Source organism: Duganella sp. 1411 (genome assembly GCF_017833525.1).
GTDB lineage: Bacteria > Pseudomonadota > Gammaproteobacteria > Burkholderiales > Burkholderiaceae_D > Rugamonas.
Genome location: NZ_JAFICD010000003.1, coordinates 52,512 through 70,854, shown reverse-complemented (window position 1 = coordinate 70,854; position 18,343 = coordinate 52,512). Strand labels below are relative to the sequence as shown.

Annotated in this window: 12 protein-coding genes and 1 tRNA gene; 11 read left to right on the top strand and 2 right to left on the bottom strand. The window is 59.3% G+C overall.

Annotated features, from left to right (window positions below; genetic code table 11):
• Positions 1 to 79 precede the first annotated feature (79 nt).
• From tuf to JOD97_RS17305, 11 genes are all read left to right on the top strand, one after another.
• Positions 80 to 1,270, top strand: a complete 1,191-nt coding sequence (gene tuf, locus JOD97_RS17355) for an elongation factor Tu (RefSeq protein WP_209720678.1) — start codon at positions 80 to 82, stop codon at positions 1,268 to 1,270.
• A 67-nt stretch (positions 1,271 to 1,337) separates the two neighbouring features.
• Positions 1,338 to 1,413: transfer RNA gene (locus tag JOD97_RS17350), tRNA-Trp, on the top strand.
• Positions 1,414 to 1,448: 35 nt separating this feature from the next.
• Entirely contained in the window at positions 1,449 to 1,832 is a 384-nt protein-coding gene (gene secE / locus JOD97_RS17345) for a preprotein translocase subunit SecE (RefSeq protein WP_209720675.1), read from the top strand.
• Entirely contained in the window at positions 1,832 to 2,461 is a 630-nt protein-coding gene (gene nusG / locus JOD97_RS17340; RefSeq protein WP_209720672.1) for a transcription termination/antitermination protein NusG, read from the top strand. The genes secE and nusG overlap by 1 nt, the downstream gene beginning before the upstream one ends.
• 124 nt (positions 2,462 to 2,585) lie before the next feature.
• The gene (gene rplK, locus JOD97_RS17335) at positions 2,586 to 3,017 is read left to right on the top strand and encodes a 50S ribosomal protein L11 (protein ID WP_209720669.1); all 432 of its coding nucleotides are present in this window, start codon (positions 2,586 to 2,588) and stop codon (positions 3,015 to 3,017) included.
• A 2-nt stretch (positions 3,018 to 3,019) separates the two neighbouring features.
• Positions 3,020 to 3,715, top strand: coding sequence for a 50S ribosomal protein L1 (gene rplA / locus JOD97_RS17330; protein WP_209720666.1), 696 nt, complete (start codon positions 3,020 to 3,022; stop codon positions 3,713 to 3,715).
• Positions 3,716 to 3,973: 258 nt separating this feature from the next.
• Positions 3,974 to 4,510, top strand: a complete 537-nt coding sequence (gene rplJ / locus JOD97_RS17325) for a 50S ribosomal protein L10 (protein ID WP_209720663.1) — start codon at positions 3,974 to 3,976, stop codon at positions 4,508 to 4,510.
• Between the two features lie 90 nt (positions 4,511 to 4,600).
• A complete protein-coding gene (rplL, locus tag JOD97_RS17320; protein ID WP_209720660.1) occupies positions 4,601 to 4,975 on the top strand; it encodes a 50S ribosomal protein L7/L12 in 375 nt (124 codons plus the stop codon).
• A gap of 298 nt (positions 4,976 to 5,273) precedes the next feature.
• Entirely contained in the window at positions 5,274 to 9,380 is a 4,107-nt protein-coding gene (gene rpoB, locus JOD97_RS17315; RefSeq protein ID WP_209720657.1) for a DNA-directed RNA polymerase subunit beta, read from the top strand.
• Between the two features lie 108 nt (positions 9,381 to 9,488).
• Positions 9,489 to 13,721 carry a DNA-directed RNA polymerase subunit beta' gene (gene rpoC, locus JOD97_RS17310; protein WP_209720654.1) on the top strand — a complete coding sequence of 1,411 codons (4,233 nt, stop codon included), beginning with the start codon at positions 9,489 to 9,491 and terminating at the stop codon, positions 13,719 to 13,721.
• A 390-nt stretch (positions 13,722 to 14,111) separates the two neighbouring features.
• A complete protein-coding gene (locus JOD97_RS17305; protein WP_209720651.1) occupies positions 14,112 to 14,717 on the top strand; it encodes an ArsR family transcriptional regulator in 606 nt (201 codons plus the stop codon).
• 9 nt (positions 14,718 to 14,726) lie between these two features.
• On the opposite strand, the gene JOD97_RS17300 is transcribed toward JOD97_RS17305, so the two are convergent.
• Together JOD97_RS17300 and JOD97_RS17295 are read right to left on the bottom strand one after the other, a co-directional pair.
• Positions 14,727 to 16,145 carry a sensor histidine kinase gene (locus JOD97_RS17300; protein WP_209720648.1) on the bottom strand — a complete coding sequence of 473 codons (1,419 nt, stop codon included), beginning with the start codon at positions 16,143 to 16,145 and terminating at the stop codon, positions 14,727 to 14,729.
• 162 nt (positions 16,146 to 16,307) lie between these two features.
• A complete protein-coding gene (locus tag JOD97_RS17295; protein WP_209720647.1) occupies positions 16,308 to 18,113 on the bottom strand; it encodes a DUF885 family protein in 1,806 nt (601 codons plus the stop codon).
• Positions 18,114 to 18,343: the final 230 nt, after the last annotated feature.

Sequence of the window (18,343 nt, the reverse complement as noted above, 5' to 3'; positions counted from 1 at the left end):
ACGCATATATACAGTAGCACCTCAAAGACACAGTCGGGCGCGAGTCCGGGCAATCACACCAAATCGTTAGGAGTCTAAAATGGCAAAAGAGAAATTCGAGCGGACCAAGCCGCACGTCAACGTCGGCACCATTGGTCACGTCGACCACGGCAAGACCACCCTGACCGCTGCGATCGCAACTGTTTTGTCGAAGAAATTCGGCGGCGAAGCTAAAGCCTACGACCAGATCGACGCGGCACCGGAAGAAAAAGCGCGCGGCATCACCATCAACACCGCCCACGTCGAGTACGAGACCGCCGGCCGCCACTACGCCCACGTCGACTGCCCAGGCCACGCCGACTACATCAAAAACATGATCACCGGCGCGGCCCAGATGGACGGCGCGATCCTGGTATGCTCGGCCGCCGACGGCCCGATGCCACAGACCCGCGAGCACATCCTGCTGGCCCGTCAAGTTGGCGTTCCATACATCATCGTGTTCCTGAATAAGTGCGACCTGGTCGACGACGCGGAACTGCTGGAACTGGTCGAAATGGAAGTTCGTGAATTGCTGTCGAAATACGAATTCCCAGGCGACGACGTGCCTATCATCAAAGGTTCGGCCCGTATGGCGCTGGACGGCAAAGAAGGCGAAATGGGCGTGGACTCGATCATGCGCCTGGCCGACGCACTGGACAGCTACATCCCTACGCCAGAGCGCGCAGTGGACGGCGCCTTCCTGATGCCAGTCGAAGACGTGTTCTCGATCTCGGGTCGCGGCACCGTGGTGACCGGTCGTATCGAGCGCGGCATCATCAAGGTCGGCGAAGAGATCGAAATCGTCGGCATCAAAGACACCGTCAAGACCACTTGCACCGGCGTGGAAATGTTCCGCAAGCTGCTGGACCAGGGTCAAGCCGGCGACAACGTCGGTCTGCTGCTGCGCGGCACCAAGCGTGAAGACGTCGAGCGTGGCCAGGTTCTGGCCAAGCCGGGTTCGATCAAGCCGCACAACCACTTCACCGGCGAGATCTATGTCCTGTCGAAAGATGAAGGCGGCCGTCACACCCCGTTCTTCAACAACTATCGTCCACAGTTCTACTTCCGTACGACTGACGTGACCGGTTCGATCGAACTGCCAGCGGACAAAGAAATGGTTATGCCAGGCGACAACGTGTCGATCACCGTCAAGCTGATCAACCCGATCGCGATGGAAGAAGGTCTGCGCTTCGCGATCCGCGAAGGTGGCCGTACCGTTGGTGCAGGTGTTGTTGCGAAGATCATCGCTTAAGGATTATCCTGACTTACCACCAGGGGCGTCTCTGGTGGTATAATCGATATCCTTTGTAGTTTTACGTAGGGACGTAGCTCAATTGGCAGAGCGTCGGTCTCCAAAACCGAAGGTTGGGGGTTCGATGCCCTCCGTCCCTGCCACCGTTTTCTGGTGCAGGGCACCGAAAGTAAATTAAATGTCAAATCAATCCGTGCAGACCGTCAGCACGTCGAATGACAAGATTAAGGTTGTGCTGGCAATCGCCGTCGCAATCGCAGGCGTGGTGGGTTTCTATTACCTGTCAGACAAACCAGCTCTCGTACGCGCAGGCGCACTTGTAGCTGGTTTGGCTTTTGCCGTTCTGCTCTTGTGGACTTCGTCGACTGGCCGTGAATTCCTGAATTTCGCCAAAGAAGCCGTGCGCGAGACGAAAAAGGTCGTTTGGCCCACCCGCCGCGAGGCGACCCAAATCACCGGCATCGTGTTCGCCTTCGTGCTGGTGATGGCGCTGTTCCTGTGGGGCACGGATAAGACGTTGGAATTCCTGTTGTACGATCTCATTCTGGGCATACGAAAATAATGAACGAAAACGTGCAAGATGAAGCGGCAGGCGAATCGGTGTCCGGCGAAGCCCCGGTCACCGAGGCCGTCGCGGCGCCGGTAAGCGTTCCAGTGAGCAACAAGCGCTGGTACGTGGTTCATGCGTATTCCGGTATGGAAAAAAGCGTGCAGCGCGCGCTGACCGAGCGCGTCGAGCGCGCCGGCATGCAAGACCAGTTCGGCCAGATCCTGGTGCCGACCGAGGAAGTGGTCGAAGTCAAGAACGGCCAAAAGTCCGTCACCGAGCGTCGTTTCTTCCCGGGCTATGTCCTGGTCGAGATGGAAATGACCGACGAGACGTGGCACCTGGTGAAAAACACCAACAAGGTGACCGGCTTCATCGGCGGCAAATCGAACAAGCCGACGCCGATCCCGGCGCGCGAGATCGACAAGATCATGCAGCAGATGCAAGAGGGCGTCGAGAAGCCACGGCCGAAAGTGCTGTACGAAGTGGGCGAGCAAGTCCGCATCAAGGACGGCCCGTTCACCGACTTCAACGGCAACGTCGAGGAAGTCAACTACGAGAAATCGAAAGTGCGCGTCTCGGTCACCATCTTCGGCCGCGCCACACCAGTCGAGCTCGAATTCGGCCAGGTCGAAAAAGTATAAGCAACACCGTTCGCCAGAACGGGCGACGGTGTAAAAACCCGACAAATCTGGCACCAGAGGAGCCCCGCCCCGCATTCGATCGCGTGGCGGGGCGCTACTACTCATACCCAAGATAGGAGCCATCATGGCAAAGAAAATCATTGGTTTTATCAAGCTGCAAGTGCCAGCTGGTAAAGCAAACCCATCCCCACCGATCGGTCCAGCGCTGGGTCAGCGCGGTCTGAACATCATGGAATTCTGCAAAGCCTTCAACGCGCAGACCCAGGGTATGGAACCAGGCATGCCGATTCCGGTCGTCATCACCGCGTTCGCCGACAAGTCGTTCACCTTCGTGATGAAGACGCCACCAGCGACCTACCTGATCAAGAAGCACTCGGGCGTCACCAAAGGTTCGCCGAAGCCACATACCGACAAAGTCGGTAAGCTGAGCCGCGCTCAAGCTGAAGAAATCGCTAAATTGAAAACCCCTGATCTGACCGCTGCCGACATGGATGCCGCTGTACGCACCATCGCCGGTTCCGCACGTTCGATGGGCATCACGGTGGAAGGTCTGTAATCATGGCAAAACTGTCCAAACGCGCAAAAGCTATCAAGGCTAAAGTTGATAGCACCAAGACCTATGCATTCGACAACGCCGTCGCGCTGATCAAGGAACTGGCCACCGCCAAGTTCAATGAATCGATCGACGTGTCGGTCCAGCTGGGCGTGGATCCTAAGAAGTCGGACCAGGTCGTTCGCGGTTCCGTCGTGCTGCCAGCCGGCACCGGCAAGACCGTTCGCGTCGCCGTGTTCGCTTCGGGCGACAAGGCCGAGCAGGCCAAAGCCGCCGGCGCCGACGTCGTTGGTATGGAAGACCTGGCCGAGCGCGTCAAGGCCGGCGACATGCCTTTCGATATCGTCATCGCGTCGCCAGACACCATGCGTATCGTCGGTACCCTGGGTCAGATCCTGGGCCCACGCGGCCTGATGCCTAACCCGAAGGTCGGCACCGTCACCCCTGACGTCGCCACCGCCGTGAAAAACGCCAAAGCCGGTCAGGTCCAGTACCGTACCGACAAGGCCGGTATCATCCACGCAACGATCGGCCGCAAGTCGTTCGCCGACGCCGATCTGAAGAGCAACCTGGTTGCCCTGATCGACGCGCTGAACAAAGCCAAGCCAGCATCGAGCAAAGGTGTGTACCTGCGCAAGGTATCGCTGTCGTCGACCATGGGCGCTGGCGTCCGTGTCGACCAGGCTACCCTGGCTGCTTAAGTTTTACCAGTTTAAGTCCTCGCGCCGCACGGCGCGGGGCAGTTCTTTGGGCTGGTCGGTGTTGCTTGCAACGCCGGCCAGACAATCAAAGACCGTTGGGCTCAGCGCAGCAGGCAGGCGCCGGGTTAATTGGATTTTCCGCCCAACGCAGATGGTGTACCCGATCAAGTTTCGTAGTCCATTGGACTCCTAAACCTCGGACGCCGTTGTTCGAACCGATGGCAGGCATCAGCCCGTCATCATTTAAGGAGGTTGACCGTGGGTCTCAATCTGAATGACAAAAAGGCCGTCGTCGCCGAAGTTTCCGCAAAAGTAGCAACTGCGCAAACTATCGTCGTGGCCGAATATCGTGGCATCCAGGTTGCTCACTTGACGCAACTTCGTGCCAAAGCGCGCGCTCAAGGCGTGTACCTGCGTGTGTTGAAAAATACGCTCGCTCGTCGCTCCGTCGAAGGCACGCAGTTCGCCAACCTGGCAGACAGCATGACCGGTCCGTTGATCTACTCGATCTCGGACGATGCCGTTGCAGCAGCTAAAGTCATCGCTGACTTCGCTAAAACCAACGACAAACTGGTCATCACCGCAGGTAACTACGCAGGCAAGCAGCTGGATAAAGCAGCTGTTACCGCGTTGGCGAGCATTCCTAGCCGTGAAGTCCTCATTTCGCAGTTGTTGGGCGTTATGCTGGCTCCGGTGTCGGGCTTTGCACGTGGTCTGGCTGCTCTGGCAGCGAAAAAATCCGAAGGCGCTCCAGCCGCTGCAGAAGCAGTGGCAGAAGAAGCCCCGGCCGCTTAATAGCGACCGTGTCCCGGCCTGGCCGGGGCGGAGTTTTTCTCAAGTACCAATCTGATGTACTAACGAATCAATAAATTATTGGAGTTTCAAATGGCAATTAGCAAAGACGACATCCTGGCAGCAGTTAGCGAAATGTCCGTAATGGACCTGAACGAACTGGTCAAAGCTTTCGAAGAAAAATTCGGCGTTTCGGCCGCAGCAATGGCAGCTCCAGCAGCTGGCGGCGCCGCAGCTGGCGCGGCTGTTGAAGAGCAGACCGAGTTCAACGTTGTTCTGACCGAAGTCGGCGCGAACAAAGTCGGCGTCATCAAGGCAGTTCGTGAAATCACCGGTCTGGGCCTGAAAGAAGCCAAAGACGTGGTCGATGGCGCTCCTAAGACCGTCAAAGAAGCCCTGTCGAAAGCTGACGCTGAAGCCGCTAAGAAGAAGCTGGAAGAAGCTGGCGCCAAGGCTGACCTGAAGTAATCAAGTTGTACGGCGGCTAGTTAGCGCCTCGAGCCAAAGCTGCGGATTTCCTTTCGAAAGGGAGGAAATCCGGCTTTGGCTCCTTTGTCGTCCTCGTCGTATTTGTAGCGTTTTGTCCGACGCTGCAGTGGTTAGTAGTTTATTCAAATCAGCTGGAAATGGTAGAGATTTCAGGTTTCGTCTGTGTGACATGCAGCCGAGATCGTTGCTGAAGTGGCTGCGGGTCGGTCGATGTTGAGCGATCCACGCACTGGCAAAACCTGAATTTTTTATCCTTTCTGTCACTCACGGAGTGTCCATGCACTACTCATTTACTGAGAAGAAACGCATTCGCAAATCATTCGCGAAGCGCGCCAACGTTCACCACGTTCCGTTCCTGCTGGCTACCCAGCTCGAGTCCTACCACAGTTTCCTGCAGGAAGACGTTTCGCCGTCGACCCGCAAGAACGACGGCCTGCAGTCGGCCTTTACCTCGATATTCCCCATCGTGTCGCACAATGGCTTTGCGCGCCTCGAATTCCTGTCGTACGTCCTGGGCGATCCCGCCTTCGACGTCAAGGAATGCCAACTGCGTGGTCTGACGTTCGCGTCGCCGCTGCGGGCCAAGGTGCGTCTGGTGATCCTGGACAAGGAATCGCCGACCAAGCCGGTCGTCAAAGAGATGAAGGAACAGGAAGTCTACATGGGCGAACTGCCTTTGATGACGACCACCGGTTCGTTCGTCATCAATGGTACCGAGCGCGTGATCGTTTCGCAGCTGCATCGCTCCCCTGGCGTGTTCTTCGAGCACGACCGCGGCAAGACCCACTCGTCGGGCAAACTGCTGTTCTCCGCGCGCATCATTCCTTACCGCGGTTCGTGGCTGGACTTCGAGTTCGACCCGAAAGACATCCTGTTCTTCCGCGTTGACCGCCGCCGCAAAATGCCGGTCACGATCCTGCTCAAAGCCATCGGCATGTCGCACGAGCAAATCCTGGCAAACTTCTTCGTCTTCGACAATTTCAACCTGCGCTCGGAAGGCGCGGAGATGGAATTCGTTGCCGAGCGTCTGCGTGGCGAAGTCGCCCGCTTCGACATCGTCAACAAGGAAGGCAAGACGCTGGTGCTGAAGGACAAGCGCATCAACGCCAAGCACGTGCGCGACATCGAATCGAACGGCATCAAGCACATTTCCGTGCCGGAAGACTACCTGCTGGGCCGCGTCCTGGCCAAGAACATCGTTGATCCGGAGACCGGCGAAGTCGTCGCGTCCGCCAACGACGAGCTGACCGAAGACGTGCTGGGCCGCCTGCGCGAAGCCAACATCAGCGAAATCCAGACCCTGTACACCAACGACCTGGACCAGGGCGCCTACATTTCGCAAACCCTGCGCATCGACGACACCGCCGACCAGATGGCCGCCCGTGTCGCGATCTACCGCATGATGCGTCCTGGCGAACCGCCAACGGAAGATTCCGTCGAAGCGCTGTTCAACGGCCTGTTCTACAGCGCCGACCGCTACGACCTGTCCGCCGTCGGCCGCATGAAGTTCAACCGCCGCATCGGCCGTGACGAACTGACCGGCGCCATGACCTTGTCGAACGAAGACGTGCTGGCCGTGATCAAGATCCTGGTGGAACTGCGCAATGGCCGCGGCGAAGTCGACGATATCGATCACCTGGGTAACCGCCGCGTGCGTTGCGTCGGCGAACTGGCCGAAAACCAGTTCCGCGCCGGCCTGGTGCGCGTCGAGCGCGCCGTCAAGGAACGCCTCGGCCAGGCCGAAGCGGACAACCTGATGCCGCACGACCTGATCAACAGCAAGCCGATCTCGGCCGCGATCCGCGAATTCTTCGGTTCGTCGCAGCTGTCGCAGTTTATGGACCAGACCAACCCGCTGTCGGAAATCACGCACAAACGCCGCGTTTCCGCCCTGGGACCTGGCGGTCTGACGCGCGAACGGGCCGGCTTCGAGGTGCGCGACGTGCACCCGACCCACTACGGCCGCGTGTGCCCGATCGAAACGCCTGAAGGCCCGAACATCGGCCTGATCAACTCGCTGGCGCTGTACGCCCGCCTGAACGAATACGGCTTCCTGGAAACCCCGTACCGCAAGGTCGAAGGCTCCAAGATCACCGACCAGATCGACTACCTGTCGGCGATCGAAGAAGGCCGCTACATCATCGCTCAGGCGAACGCGACCATCAACAACGAAGGCATGCTGAGCGACGAGCTGGTCTCGGCCCGTGAAGCCGGCGAAACGATTCTGGTGTCGCCGGAGCGCATCCAGTACATGGACGTTGCCCCAGGCCAGATCGTGTCCGTCGCCGCGTCGCTGATTCCGTTCCTGGAACACGATGATGCGAACCGCGCATTGATGGGTGCCAACATGCAGCGCCAGGCCGTTCCTTGCCTGCGCCCAGAAAAAGCACTGGTCGGTACCGGTATCGAACGCACCGTGGCAGTCGACTCGGGCACCACCGTGCAAGCACTGCGCGGCGGTATCGTCGACTACATCGATGCGGGCCGTGTCGTGATTCGCGTCAACGATGACGAAGCGCAAGCTGGCGAAGTCGGCGTCGACATCTACAACCTGATCAAGTACACCCGTTCGAACCAGAACACCAACATCAACCAGCGTCCTATCGTCAAGGTGGGCGACCGTGTGGCCAAGCGCGACGTGATCGCCGACGGCGCATCGACCGACCTGGGTGAATTGGCTCTGGGCCAGAACATGACCGTGGCCTTCATGCCATGGAATGGTCTGAACTTCGAGGATTCGATCCTGATCTCGGAAAACGTCGTCAAGGACGACCGTTACACCTCGATCCACATCGAAGAACTGAGCGTTGTCGCGCGTGACACGAAACTGGGCGCGGAAGAAATCACCCGCGACATCTCGAACCTGGCTGAGAACCAGCTGGCTCGTCTGGATGAGTCCGGTATCGTCTACATCGGCGCCGAAGTGCAAGCCGGCGACACCTTGGTCGGTAAAGTGACGCCTAAAGGCGAAACCCAGCTGACCCCGGAAGAGAAGCTGCTGCGCGCGATCTTCGGCGAGAAGGCTTCGGACGTCAAGGACACCTCGCTGCGCGTGCCATCGGGCATGATCGGCACCGTCATCGACGTGCAAGTGTTCACCCGCGAAGGCATCGTCCGCGACAAGCGCGCGCAACAGATCATCGACGATGAACTGAAGCGTTTCCGCCTGGATCTGAACGACCAGATGCGTATCGTCGAGGGCGACGCCTTCCAGCGTCTGGAAAAAATGCTGATCAACCAGGTCGTCAACGGCGGTCCGAAGAAGCTGGCCAAGGGCGCCAAGATCACCAAGGAATACCTGGACGATCTGGACAAGTACCACTGGTTCGACATCCGTCCTGCCGACGACGCCGCCGCCACCGCCCTCGAAGCGATCAAGGAATCGATCAACGAGAAGCGTCACCAGTTCGATCTGGCCTTCGAAGAGAAGCGCAAGAAGCTGACGCAGGGCGACGAGCTGCAACCTGGCGTGCAGAAAATGGTCAAAGTGTATCTGGCCGTTAAGCGCCGCCTGCAGTCGGGCGACAAGATGGCGGGTCGCCACGGTAACAAGGGTGTGGTGTCCCGTATCGTGCCGGTCGAAGACATGCCATACATGGCCGACGGTACGCCGGCCGACGTGGTGCTGAACCCGCTGGGTGTTCCTTCGCGGATGAACGTGGGTCAGATTCTCGAGACCCACCTGGGTTGGGCGGCAAAAGGCCTGGGTATCCGTATCGGCGAGATGCTGCAACAGCAGATCAAGGTCGAAGAGATGCGCAAGTTCCTGACCACCGTCTACAACGAGAACGGCCGTCCGGAAGATCTGGACCAGTTCGACGACGAAGAGATCATGAAGCTGGCGAATAACCTGAAGAAGGGTGTTCCGTTCGCCACGCCGGTGTTCGACGGCGCGCACGAGTCGGAAATCCGCCGCATGCTGGACCTGGCGTACCCCGACGACATCGCCCAGAAACTGGGCATGACCCCGTCGAAGAACCAGGTCACGATGTACGACGGCCGCACCGGCGAAGCGTTCGAGCGCAAGGTCACCGTCGGCGTGATGCACATGCTGAAACTGCACCACTTGGTCGACGACAAGATGCACGCGCGTTCGACCGGTCCGTACTCGCTGGTGACGCAGCAGCCGCTGGGCGGTAAAGCCCAGTTCGGTGGCCAGCGCTTCGGTGAGATGGAGGTGTGGGCACTGGAAGCGTACGGCGCATCGTACGTGCTGCAAGAAATGCTGACCGTGAAGTCCGATGACGTCAACGGCCGTACCAAAGTGTACGAAAACCTGGTCAAAGGCGACCACGTGATCGACGCCGGTATGCCTGAATCGTTCAACGTGCTGGTCAAGGAAATCCGTTCGCTGGGTATCGATATCGACCTCGAACGAAACTAAACGACAAGTTACTGTCATTTGGTTTGAGATGTACAAAGCCCGGCTGGTTTACCAGTCCGGGCAATGTAGTCTTAGGAATTAGAAGTTTAATCACCTCTGGAGTGATACATGAAAGCACTGCTCGATCTATTCAAGCAAGTACAGACGAACGAGACCTTTGACGCGATCAAGATCGGTCTCGCTTCGCCTGAAAAAATCCGTTCGTGGTCCTACGGCGAAGTTAAAAAGCCGGAAACCATCAACTATCGTACCTTCAAGCCTGAGCGCGACGGTCTGTTCTGCGCCAAGATCTTTGGCCCGATCAAGGACTACGAATGCCTGTGCGGCAAGTACAAGCGCCTCAAGCACCGCGGTGTGATCTGCGAAAAGTGCGGCGTTGAAGTGACCCTGGCCAAGGTGCGCCGCGAGCGCATGGGCCACATCGAGCTGGCCTCGCCGACCGCCCACATCTGGTTCCTGAAGTCGCTGCCGTCGCGTCTGGGCATGGTGCTGGACATGACCTTGCGGGACATCGAACGCGTGCTGTACTTCGAAGCATACGTGGTCACCGATCCAGGCATGACCCCGCTGAAGAAGTGCCAGATCATGTCGGAAGACGACTACGCCGCCAAGTACGAAGAGTACGGCGACGACTTCACCGCCTTCATGGGCGCCGAAGGTATCCGTGAACTGCTGCGCTCGATCGACATCCACCGCGATGCCGAGACCCTGCGCGTGGAACTGAAGGAATCGAAGTCCGAAGCGAAGATCAAGAAATACGCCAAGCGTCTGAAAGTGCTGGAAGCGTTCCAGCGTTCGGGCATCAAGCCTGAGTGGATGATCATGGAAGTGCTGCCGGTGCTGCCGCCGGAACTGCGCCCGCTGGTCCCGCTGGACGGCGGCCGTTTCGCGACCTCGGATCTGAACGATCTGTATCGCCGCGTGATCAACCGTAACAACCGTCTGAAGCGTCTGATGGAGCTGCGCGCTCCAGAGATCATCACGCGCAACGAAAAGCGTATGCTGCAAGAAGCGGTCGACTCGCTGCTGGACAACGGCCGTCGCGGCAAAGCGATGACCGGCGCCAACAAGCGTCCGCTGAAATCGCTGGCCGAGATGATCAAAGGTAAGGGCGGTCGTTTCCGTCAGAACTTGCTGGGTAAGCGCGTCGACTACTCGGGCCGTTCGGTCATCGTGGTGGGTCCGCAGCTGAAACTGCACCAGTGCGGTCTGCCGAAGCTGATGGCGCTCGAGCTGTTCAAGCCGTTCATCTTCAACAAGCTGGAACTGATGGGCTTGGCTACGACGATCAAGGCCGCCAAGAAGCTGGTCGAGATCCAGGAACCGGTGGTCTGGGACATCCTGGAAGACGTGATCCGCGAACATCCGATCATGCTGAACCGTGCGCCTACGCTGCACCGTCTGGGCATCCAGGCTTTCGAGCCGGTCCTGATCGAAGGTAAAGCTATCCAACTGCACCCACTCGTCTGCGCGGCGTTCAACGCCGACTTCGACGGTGACCAGATGGCTGTGCACGTTCCGCTGTCGATCGAAGCGCAGATGGAAGCGCGTACCTTGATGCTGGCGTCGAACAACATCCTGTTCCCGTCGAACGGCGAACCGTCGATCGTTCCTTCGCAGGATATCGTGCTGGGTCTGTACTACGCGACCCGCGAAGCGATCAACGCCAAGAACGAAGGCATGCTGTTCCCGGACGTGTCGGAAGTCATCCGTGCCTACGACAACAAGGAAGTGGAACTGACCACCCGTATCACGGTGCGTATCGTTGAGAATCCTAAGGATCCAGCGACGGGCGAGTTCGTCCGTACGGTCACCCGTTACGAAACCACGGTCGGCCGCGCCATCCTGTCGGAAATCCTGCCGAAAGGCCTGCCTTTCTCGGTGCTGAACCGCGCGCTGAAGAAGAAAGAGATTTCCAAGCTGATCAACACGTCGTTCCGCAAGTGCGGTCTGCGCGCGACGGTCGTGTTTGCCGACCAACTGATGCAGTCGGGCTTCCGCCTGGCGACCCGCGCCGGTATTTCGATCTGCGTGGACGACATGCTGGTACCGCCACAAAAAGTGACCTTGATTTCGGCCGCCGAGTCCGAAGTCAAGCAGATCGAGCAGCAGTACGCCTCGGGTCTGGTCACCGCCGGCGAGCGTTACAACAAGGTCGTCGACATCTGGGGCAAGACCTCGGACGAAGTCGGCAAGGCCATGATGGACCAGCTGAAAGTGGAAGACGTCATCAAGCGTGACGGCACCAAGTCGACCCAGGAATCGTTCAACGCGATTTACATGATGGCCGACTCGGGCGCCCGCGGTTCGGCGGCGCAGATTCGCCAGCTGGCCGGTATGCGCGGTCTGATGGCGAAACCGGACGGTTCGATTATCGAAACGCCGATCACCGCGAACTTCCGCGAAGGTCTGAACGTTTTGCAGTACTTCATTTCGACCCACGGCGCTCGTAAAGGTCTGGCCGATACGGCGCTGAAAACCGCGAACTCGGGTTACCTGACCCGTCGTCTGGTCGACGTGACCCAGGATCTGGTCGTCATCGAAGATGATTGCGGCACCTCGAACGGCACGCTGATGAAGGCGATGGTCGAAGGTGGTGAAGTCATCGAAGCGCTGCGCGACCGTATCCTCGGCCGCGTCGTGGTCAACGACGTCGTCAATCCAGAGACGCAGGCTACCTTGTACGAAGCCGGCACCCTGATGGACGAGGACATGGTTGAAGAGATCGAGCGTCTGTCGATCGACGAAGTCAAGGTCCGCACCCCGCTGACTTGCGACACGCGCTTCGGCCTGTGCGCCAAGTGCTATGGCCGCGATCTGGGCCGTGGCATGCTGGTCAACGCCGGCGAAGCCGTCGGTGTGGTGGCGGCGCAGTCGATCGGTGAACCAGGTACCCAGCTGACCATGCGTACGTTCCACATCGGTGGTGCGGCGTCGCGTGCGGCGGTGGCCTCGTCGGTCGAAGCGAAGTCGAACGGTACCATCCGTTTCACCTCGACCATGCGTTACGTCACCAACGGCAAGGGCGCGCAAATCGTCATTTCCCGTTCGGGCGAAGTGCTGATCACCGACGACCACGGCCGTGAGCGCGAGCGTCACAAGGTGCCGTACGGCGCGACCCTGATCGTCAAGGACGGCATGGTCATCAAGGCCGGCACGGCCCTGGCGACCTGGGATCCGCTGACCCGTCCGATCATCACCGAGTACGCCGGTGTGGTGCGTTTCGAGAACGTCGAAGAAGGCGTGACCGTTGCCCGCCAGGTGGACGAAGTGACCGGTCTGTCGACCCTGGTTGTGATCGATGCGAAGCGTCGTGGTTCGCTGACCAAGACCATGCGTCCGCAAGTGAAACTGCTGAACGACTCGAACGAAGAAGTCAAGATCGCCGGCACCGAGCACTCGGTGGCGATCGGCTTCCAGGTCGGCGCGCTGATCATGGTCAAAGACGGCCAGGCGGTATCGGTCGGCGAAGTGCTGGCACGTATCCCGACCGAATCGCAGAAGACCCGCGATATTACCGGTGGTCTGCCGCGCGTTGCCGAGCTGTTCGAAGCACGTTCGCCGAAGGACGCCGGTATGCTGGCTGAAGTGACCGGTACGGTTGCATTCGGTAAGGAAACCAAAGGTAAGCAGCGTCTGGAAATCACGGACATGGACGGCAACAAGCACGAGTTCTTGATCACCAAGGACAAGCAAGTGCTGGTGCACGACGGCCAGGTGGTGAACAAGGGCGAGATGATTGTCGACGGCCCGGCCGATCCACAAGACATTCTGCGTCTGCTGGGTATCGAAGCGCTGGCCCGTTATATCGTTGACGAAGTGCAGGACGTTTATCGTCTGCAGGGCGTGAAGATTAACGACAAGCACATTGAAGTGATTGTGCGTCAGATGCTGCGTCGCGTTCAGATCGTCAATGCCGGCGACACCAACTACATCGTTGGCGAGCAGGTTGAGCGTTCGGAACTGCTGGATGAAAACGATCGTGTGAATGCGGAGAATAAGATCCCTGCAACCTACGAAAACGTTCTGCTGGGTATTACCAAGGCATCCTTGTCGACCGATTCGTTTATCTCGGCCGCATCGTTCCAGGAAACCACCCGCGTTCTGACGGAAGCCGCGATCATGGGCAAGCGCGATGGTCTGCGCGGTCTGAAAGAAAACGTCATCGTTGGTCGTCTGATTCCAGGCGGCACCGGTCTGGCATTCCACCGCGCTCGCAAAGAGAAAGAGCAGTGGGAAGTGGAAGAGCGTCAAGCTCTGCTGCTGGCAGAAAAAGCCTCGATGTCCGGCGGCGATGTGGAAGCGACCGAAACGGTTGCCCCGCACGACGGCGAAGCGTAATAGAAATAAAGCGCAATATAGAACGGCACCTTCGGGTGCCGTTTTTTATGCCCGCGTTATTTAGATTTGCCCATAGAAAGGCTATCCGCAAAAGCGGTTAAATGGCCTACGGAAACAAAGAACAAACACCACGGAAACCCCAAAAAAACAAACACCAAGTAGGCCCCCAAAAACAAACACCAAGGAAAGCAAAACCACCACGATTCCACGTAGGGCGGATTAGGCGGACCGCCGTAATCCGCCAAGCGCCGCCGACACCGTCAACCGCGCCGCGCGCGCCGTCCTACGGCATAGTTCGTGTAGCATTGTTAGACTTGACCCCCGAGTGATGATGGACCTGACCCCGGAGTTTGCGCCAGCAATTAGTTCGTTCATGCTAAGATCTGGCTCATGATCGCCCAAGCCCTCTTCACTCCCGCCCAGCAAAAACTGCTGGGCTTGCTGTTTGTACGTGTCAATCAAGGTTTCCACTTGAACGAGATCATGCGCCTGACCGGTCTGGGCAGCGCGTCGGCCCAGCGCGAACTCAAACGCCTGCACGAGTCCGGCGTGATCACGTCCGAACGCATCGGCAATGTGCGCCGCTTCAAACCCAATAAGGATTGCATCGTCTTCGGCGAATTAAGCAGCCTGGTGAAGAAAACCTTCGGCCTCGTCAGCGTGCTTAATTCGGCGCTGTCGCCGCTCCAGCATGTGCTGAACGTGGCCTTTGTTTATGGCGCGACGGCCAAGGAGCACGAGGGCATGGATACGCCGGTGGAGTTATTGTTGATTGGAGATAACACCAGCTACGGTGAATTGTTATCCCGCTTGCCGGTCGCCGAGCGTTTATTGCGGCGCAAGATCAATCCCAACCTGTATTCGATCCCGGACTTTAAGCGCCGGTTGCGCGAGCAGCAGCCTTTTATTCTGCAGGTATTACGCGAGCAGAAAATATATGTGTTGGGCGATGAAACCGATCTGGAAAAAGTCAGCAGCGATGAAGCGCCGGTTTAACAGGCATCTTTAATATTCCATCGCTTGCTCATTCGCCCACCCGGCTGAAACCTGTTTTTGCGGGAACGATAAGGAAAACCGCGTGTAACGTCCGGCCTGCGATTCGCAATGAATCTTTCCGCCGAATGCGGTAATCACCTGCTGGCAAAACGCCAGACCCATGCCGGTGCCGCCGCCATTATGCCGCGTGCTGTAAAACGGTTCAAAGACGTGGGGCAGCACATCGGCCGGAATTCCGGAGCCGGTATCGGTGACCAATAACCTTTTATCGGCGCCGTCGATAAAGAACGATATCTCCAGTTCCCCCCGGCCGGCCGATTTGATCGCGTACAGCGCGTTCTTGAACAGGTTGTACAACACGTAGACCAGCAGCACGTCCGAGCCGAAGAACGTGAAATCGTGCCCGGCCTTGACCACCACCTTGTTCCGCATCGAACTCTCGAACGGATAGCAGGCCAGCGCTTCTTCCACGCATTTCTTTATTGAATGATTGGCGAAATCACTACGGCTGAGCATGCCTGCGCGCGCCGAAGCGAGCATCATGTCGACCACGAAGTTCGAGCGGCTGATCTCGGCGTCGATGTGCTGGGTCAGCTTGCCGAGGTAGTTCAGTTGTGCCGGTTGCATCGTTGGCTCGATCAGCTTGTGCTCGACCGCCAGGTGGTAGCCGGCCAGCAGTTCCGGCAGCGATTTGGCCAGCACCCGCGACTGGCTGCGAATGGTCGCCAGCGGCGTGCGCATTTCGTGCGCGATCGAGGCGGCCACCTCCATCGGGTCGGCCAGCAGGTTGTGCCGCACCATCGCCTGGGCGATCAGGCCGAGGCTGGCCGCGACGAACAGCACCCCCGGCGGATAGAATTGGACGCCGTAGTTGCACAGATAGTCGACCGAGGCGAAAAAATAAATCAGCATGCTGACCAGGCAATAGCGCAACCGGGTCTTTTCGGTCGAGACGGCTAATTGCTGGCGCCGGTACAGCAGCCACAGGCCGCGCCCGATGACGATGGCCGTGTGCAGCAGGTGCACCACGTGCAGCGGGCCGGCCTTGGGATAAAAGCCGAAAAAATAGGTGTAGAGGCCGGCGACGATCCAGTTGCTGCTCAGCAGGATCACGCCCAGCAGGCCGGCGAACAGGTAGGACAGTTCGACCCAGCGCCGTTCGCCCCGGTGGGCGGTGAGCTCGGCGATGAAGTGGTACAGGGTAGTGGGCAGGAACAGGATCAGCAGATAACCGAGCTTGGCCGCCGCCAGCGCTTCGTCGGGGTCGCGGATCTGGAACAGGATGGCCCAGGAAAATTGCCAGCAAAAGGTGGTGGTGCAGAGCAGAAACAGTGTCAGGCTGATGCGGCTGACGCCTCGCGAATGCAGCACGTAGACCCCGTAGCTCAGGAACAGAAGCGAGACGACGGCGGGCAGGAGAGAGTGCATGTGCGCATTCAACAGGCAATGATGATAGTCGCAGTATTGCGCGAGCCGGAAGTGAGCGCTTGTATTTCGGGATGGTTCTTGCGTTAGATCAAAGTGGCGCCATAAAGCGTCCAGGACGAAACAGGGGGCCGTCGCGATGTCCTCCGCGACGGCCGGTGACGCTTAGCGCTGCGAGGCGATCCAGCGATCGACTTTTTGCTCCAGCAAGTCCAGCGGCACGGTGCCGTCGCTGAGCACCACCTCGTGGAATTTCGGCAGGCTGAAGCGGTCGCCCAGGGCGTCGGCCGCGCGCTGGCGCAGTTCGGCGATCTTGAGCGAGCCGATCTTGTAGCCCAGCGCCTGCGCCGGCCATGCCATGTAGCGCTCGGTTTCGGTCTTGGCGTAGTCGTCGTAGCCCAGGGTGTCGCGCATGTACTGGATGCTTTGCTCACGCGTCCAGCCCTGTGCGTGCATGCCGGTGTCGACCACCAGGCGCGTGGCACGCAGCAGCTCGTCGTTCAGGTGGCCGAAATATTGCGCCGGATCGTCGAACAAGCCCATTTCCTTGCCCAGGGTTTCCGCGTACAGCGCCCAGCCCTCGGTGAAGGCGTTGTTGCCGCCATATTTGCGGAAGTCGGGCAGGTTCAATTCCTGCATCAGCGCGATGTGGAAGTGGTGGCCCGGCTTGCCCTCGTGCAGGAACAAGGTCGTCATGCCGGTGCTGCCGTACTTGACTGGATCGTTGACGACCGACCAGAACACGCCCGGCCGCGAGCCGTCGCCGGCCGGCGCCGTGTAATGGTCGGACGCGGTGGCGCGGCTCAGCTCGGGCTCAAGACGCAGGTCCAGCTTGGCCTTCGGCATCAAGGTGAACATTTGCGGCAACTTGGTGTCGAGCACGTCGTTCAGCTTGTGGAACACGGCCTGCACTTCCTGCTCCGTCTTGAACGGGCGGAACTTGTCTTGCGCGGCCACCCACACCGGCAAGCCCTTGGCCGGGCCGTTGTAGCCGAGCTTGGGACCGAGCACGGCGAACTGTTGCTGGATGCGCGCGACCTCGCGCAGGCCGATGGCGTGGATGGCGTCGGGCTTGAGCGTGGTGGTGGTGGCGTTGGCCACGCGCGCCTGGTACCAGGCGGCGCCGTCGGGCAGCGCGCCCAGGCCGGTCGAGGTGCGGCAGGCCGGCAGGTAGTCCTTTTCCAGGAAGGCGGCCAGTCGCGCCAGCGCCGGCATGACGTCGTCGCCGACGGTCTTGCGGTAGGCGGCCGTCAGGCGCTGCTTGTCGGCGTCGCCGAAGCTGGCCGGCAGTTTCTTGATCGGCGTGTAGAAGATATTGCTTTCCGGCGTGTCGCTGAGCAGTTTCTTGAACTGCGGCAGCGCCGACACCATGATGGCCTTCGGCTGCGTGATGCCTTTCTTCATGCCGTCGCGCATGTTGGCGATGGCTTGGTCGATCCAGGCCGGCAGCTGCGCGACGCGGCTCAGGTAGGCGTCGTATTCCTTGACCGTGGCGATCGGCTGCGAGGCTTCGCCGCCGGCGTAGTTGGCCAGCACGACGGGCACGCTGTCCATCTGGTTGATAGGCAGCAAGTGCTCGGGGAAGCGCTCCATCGCCAGCAGGCCGCGCAGTTCGTAGGCGAGGATGTCGTAGTTGAGGCGGTCGTCGGCGTTCAGGTTGGCGCGCTTGATGGTCTTGAGGCGCTTGCTGAAATCGCGGTACATCTTGAACTGCAACGCGCGCTTGCCCGGCGAGATGCTCAGGCCCAGCTGGTCGTCGTAGCGGTTGTCGCCGTTTTCGGTCGCGGCGATCGGCTCGTAGCGGGCCACGGCGTCGTAGTATTGGTCGGCGATGGCCAGCAGCGCCTGATGGGCCGGGGTGGCGCTGACGCGCGGCACGGCTGTGGCCGGGGCCGCCATGCTATTGCTGATTGGAACGAACACCAGCGCGAGCGCGGCCGCGACGCTGGCAAGACGGGATGCATGCTTCATGTTTTGTTTCCTGGTCGATGAGAACTCTGGCGGCGACTAGCATAAGCGATAGCGCCGCCGGGCCACGAAACAAATTGTATCAAGCAGGATTCGGACTCGTCTGATCGTCTGAACCACGTAGGGCGGATTAGCGCAGCGTAATCCGCCATTGCGTGCGTCATCGGCGGCGCATGCAATGGCGGATTACGGCGTTCCGCCTAATCCGCCCTACGTGTTTCAGATGACGCCGC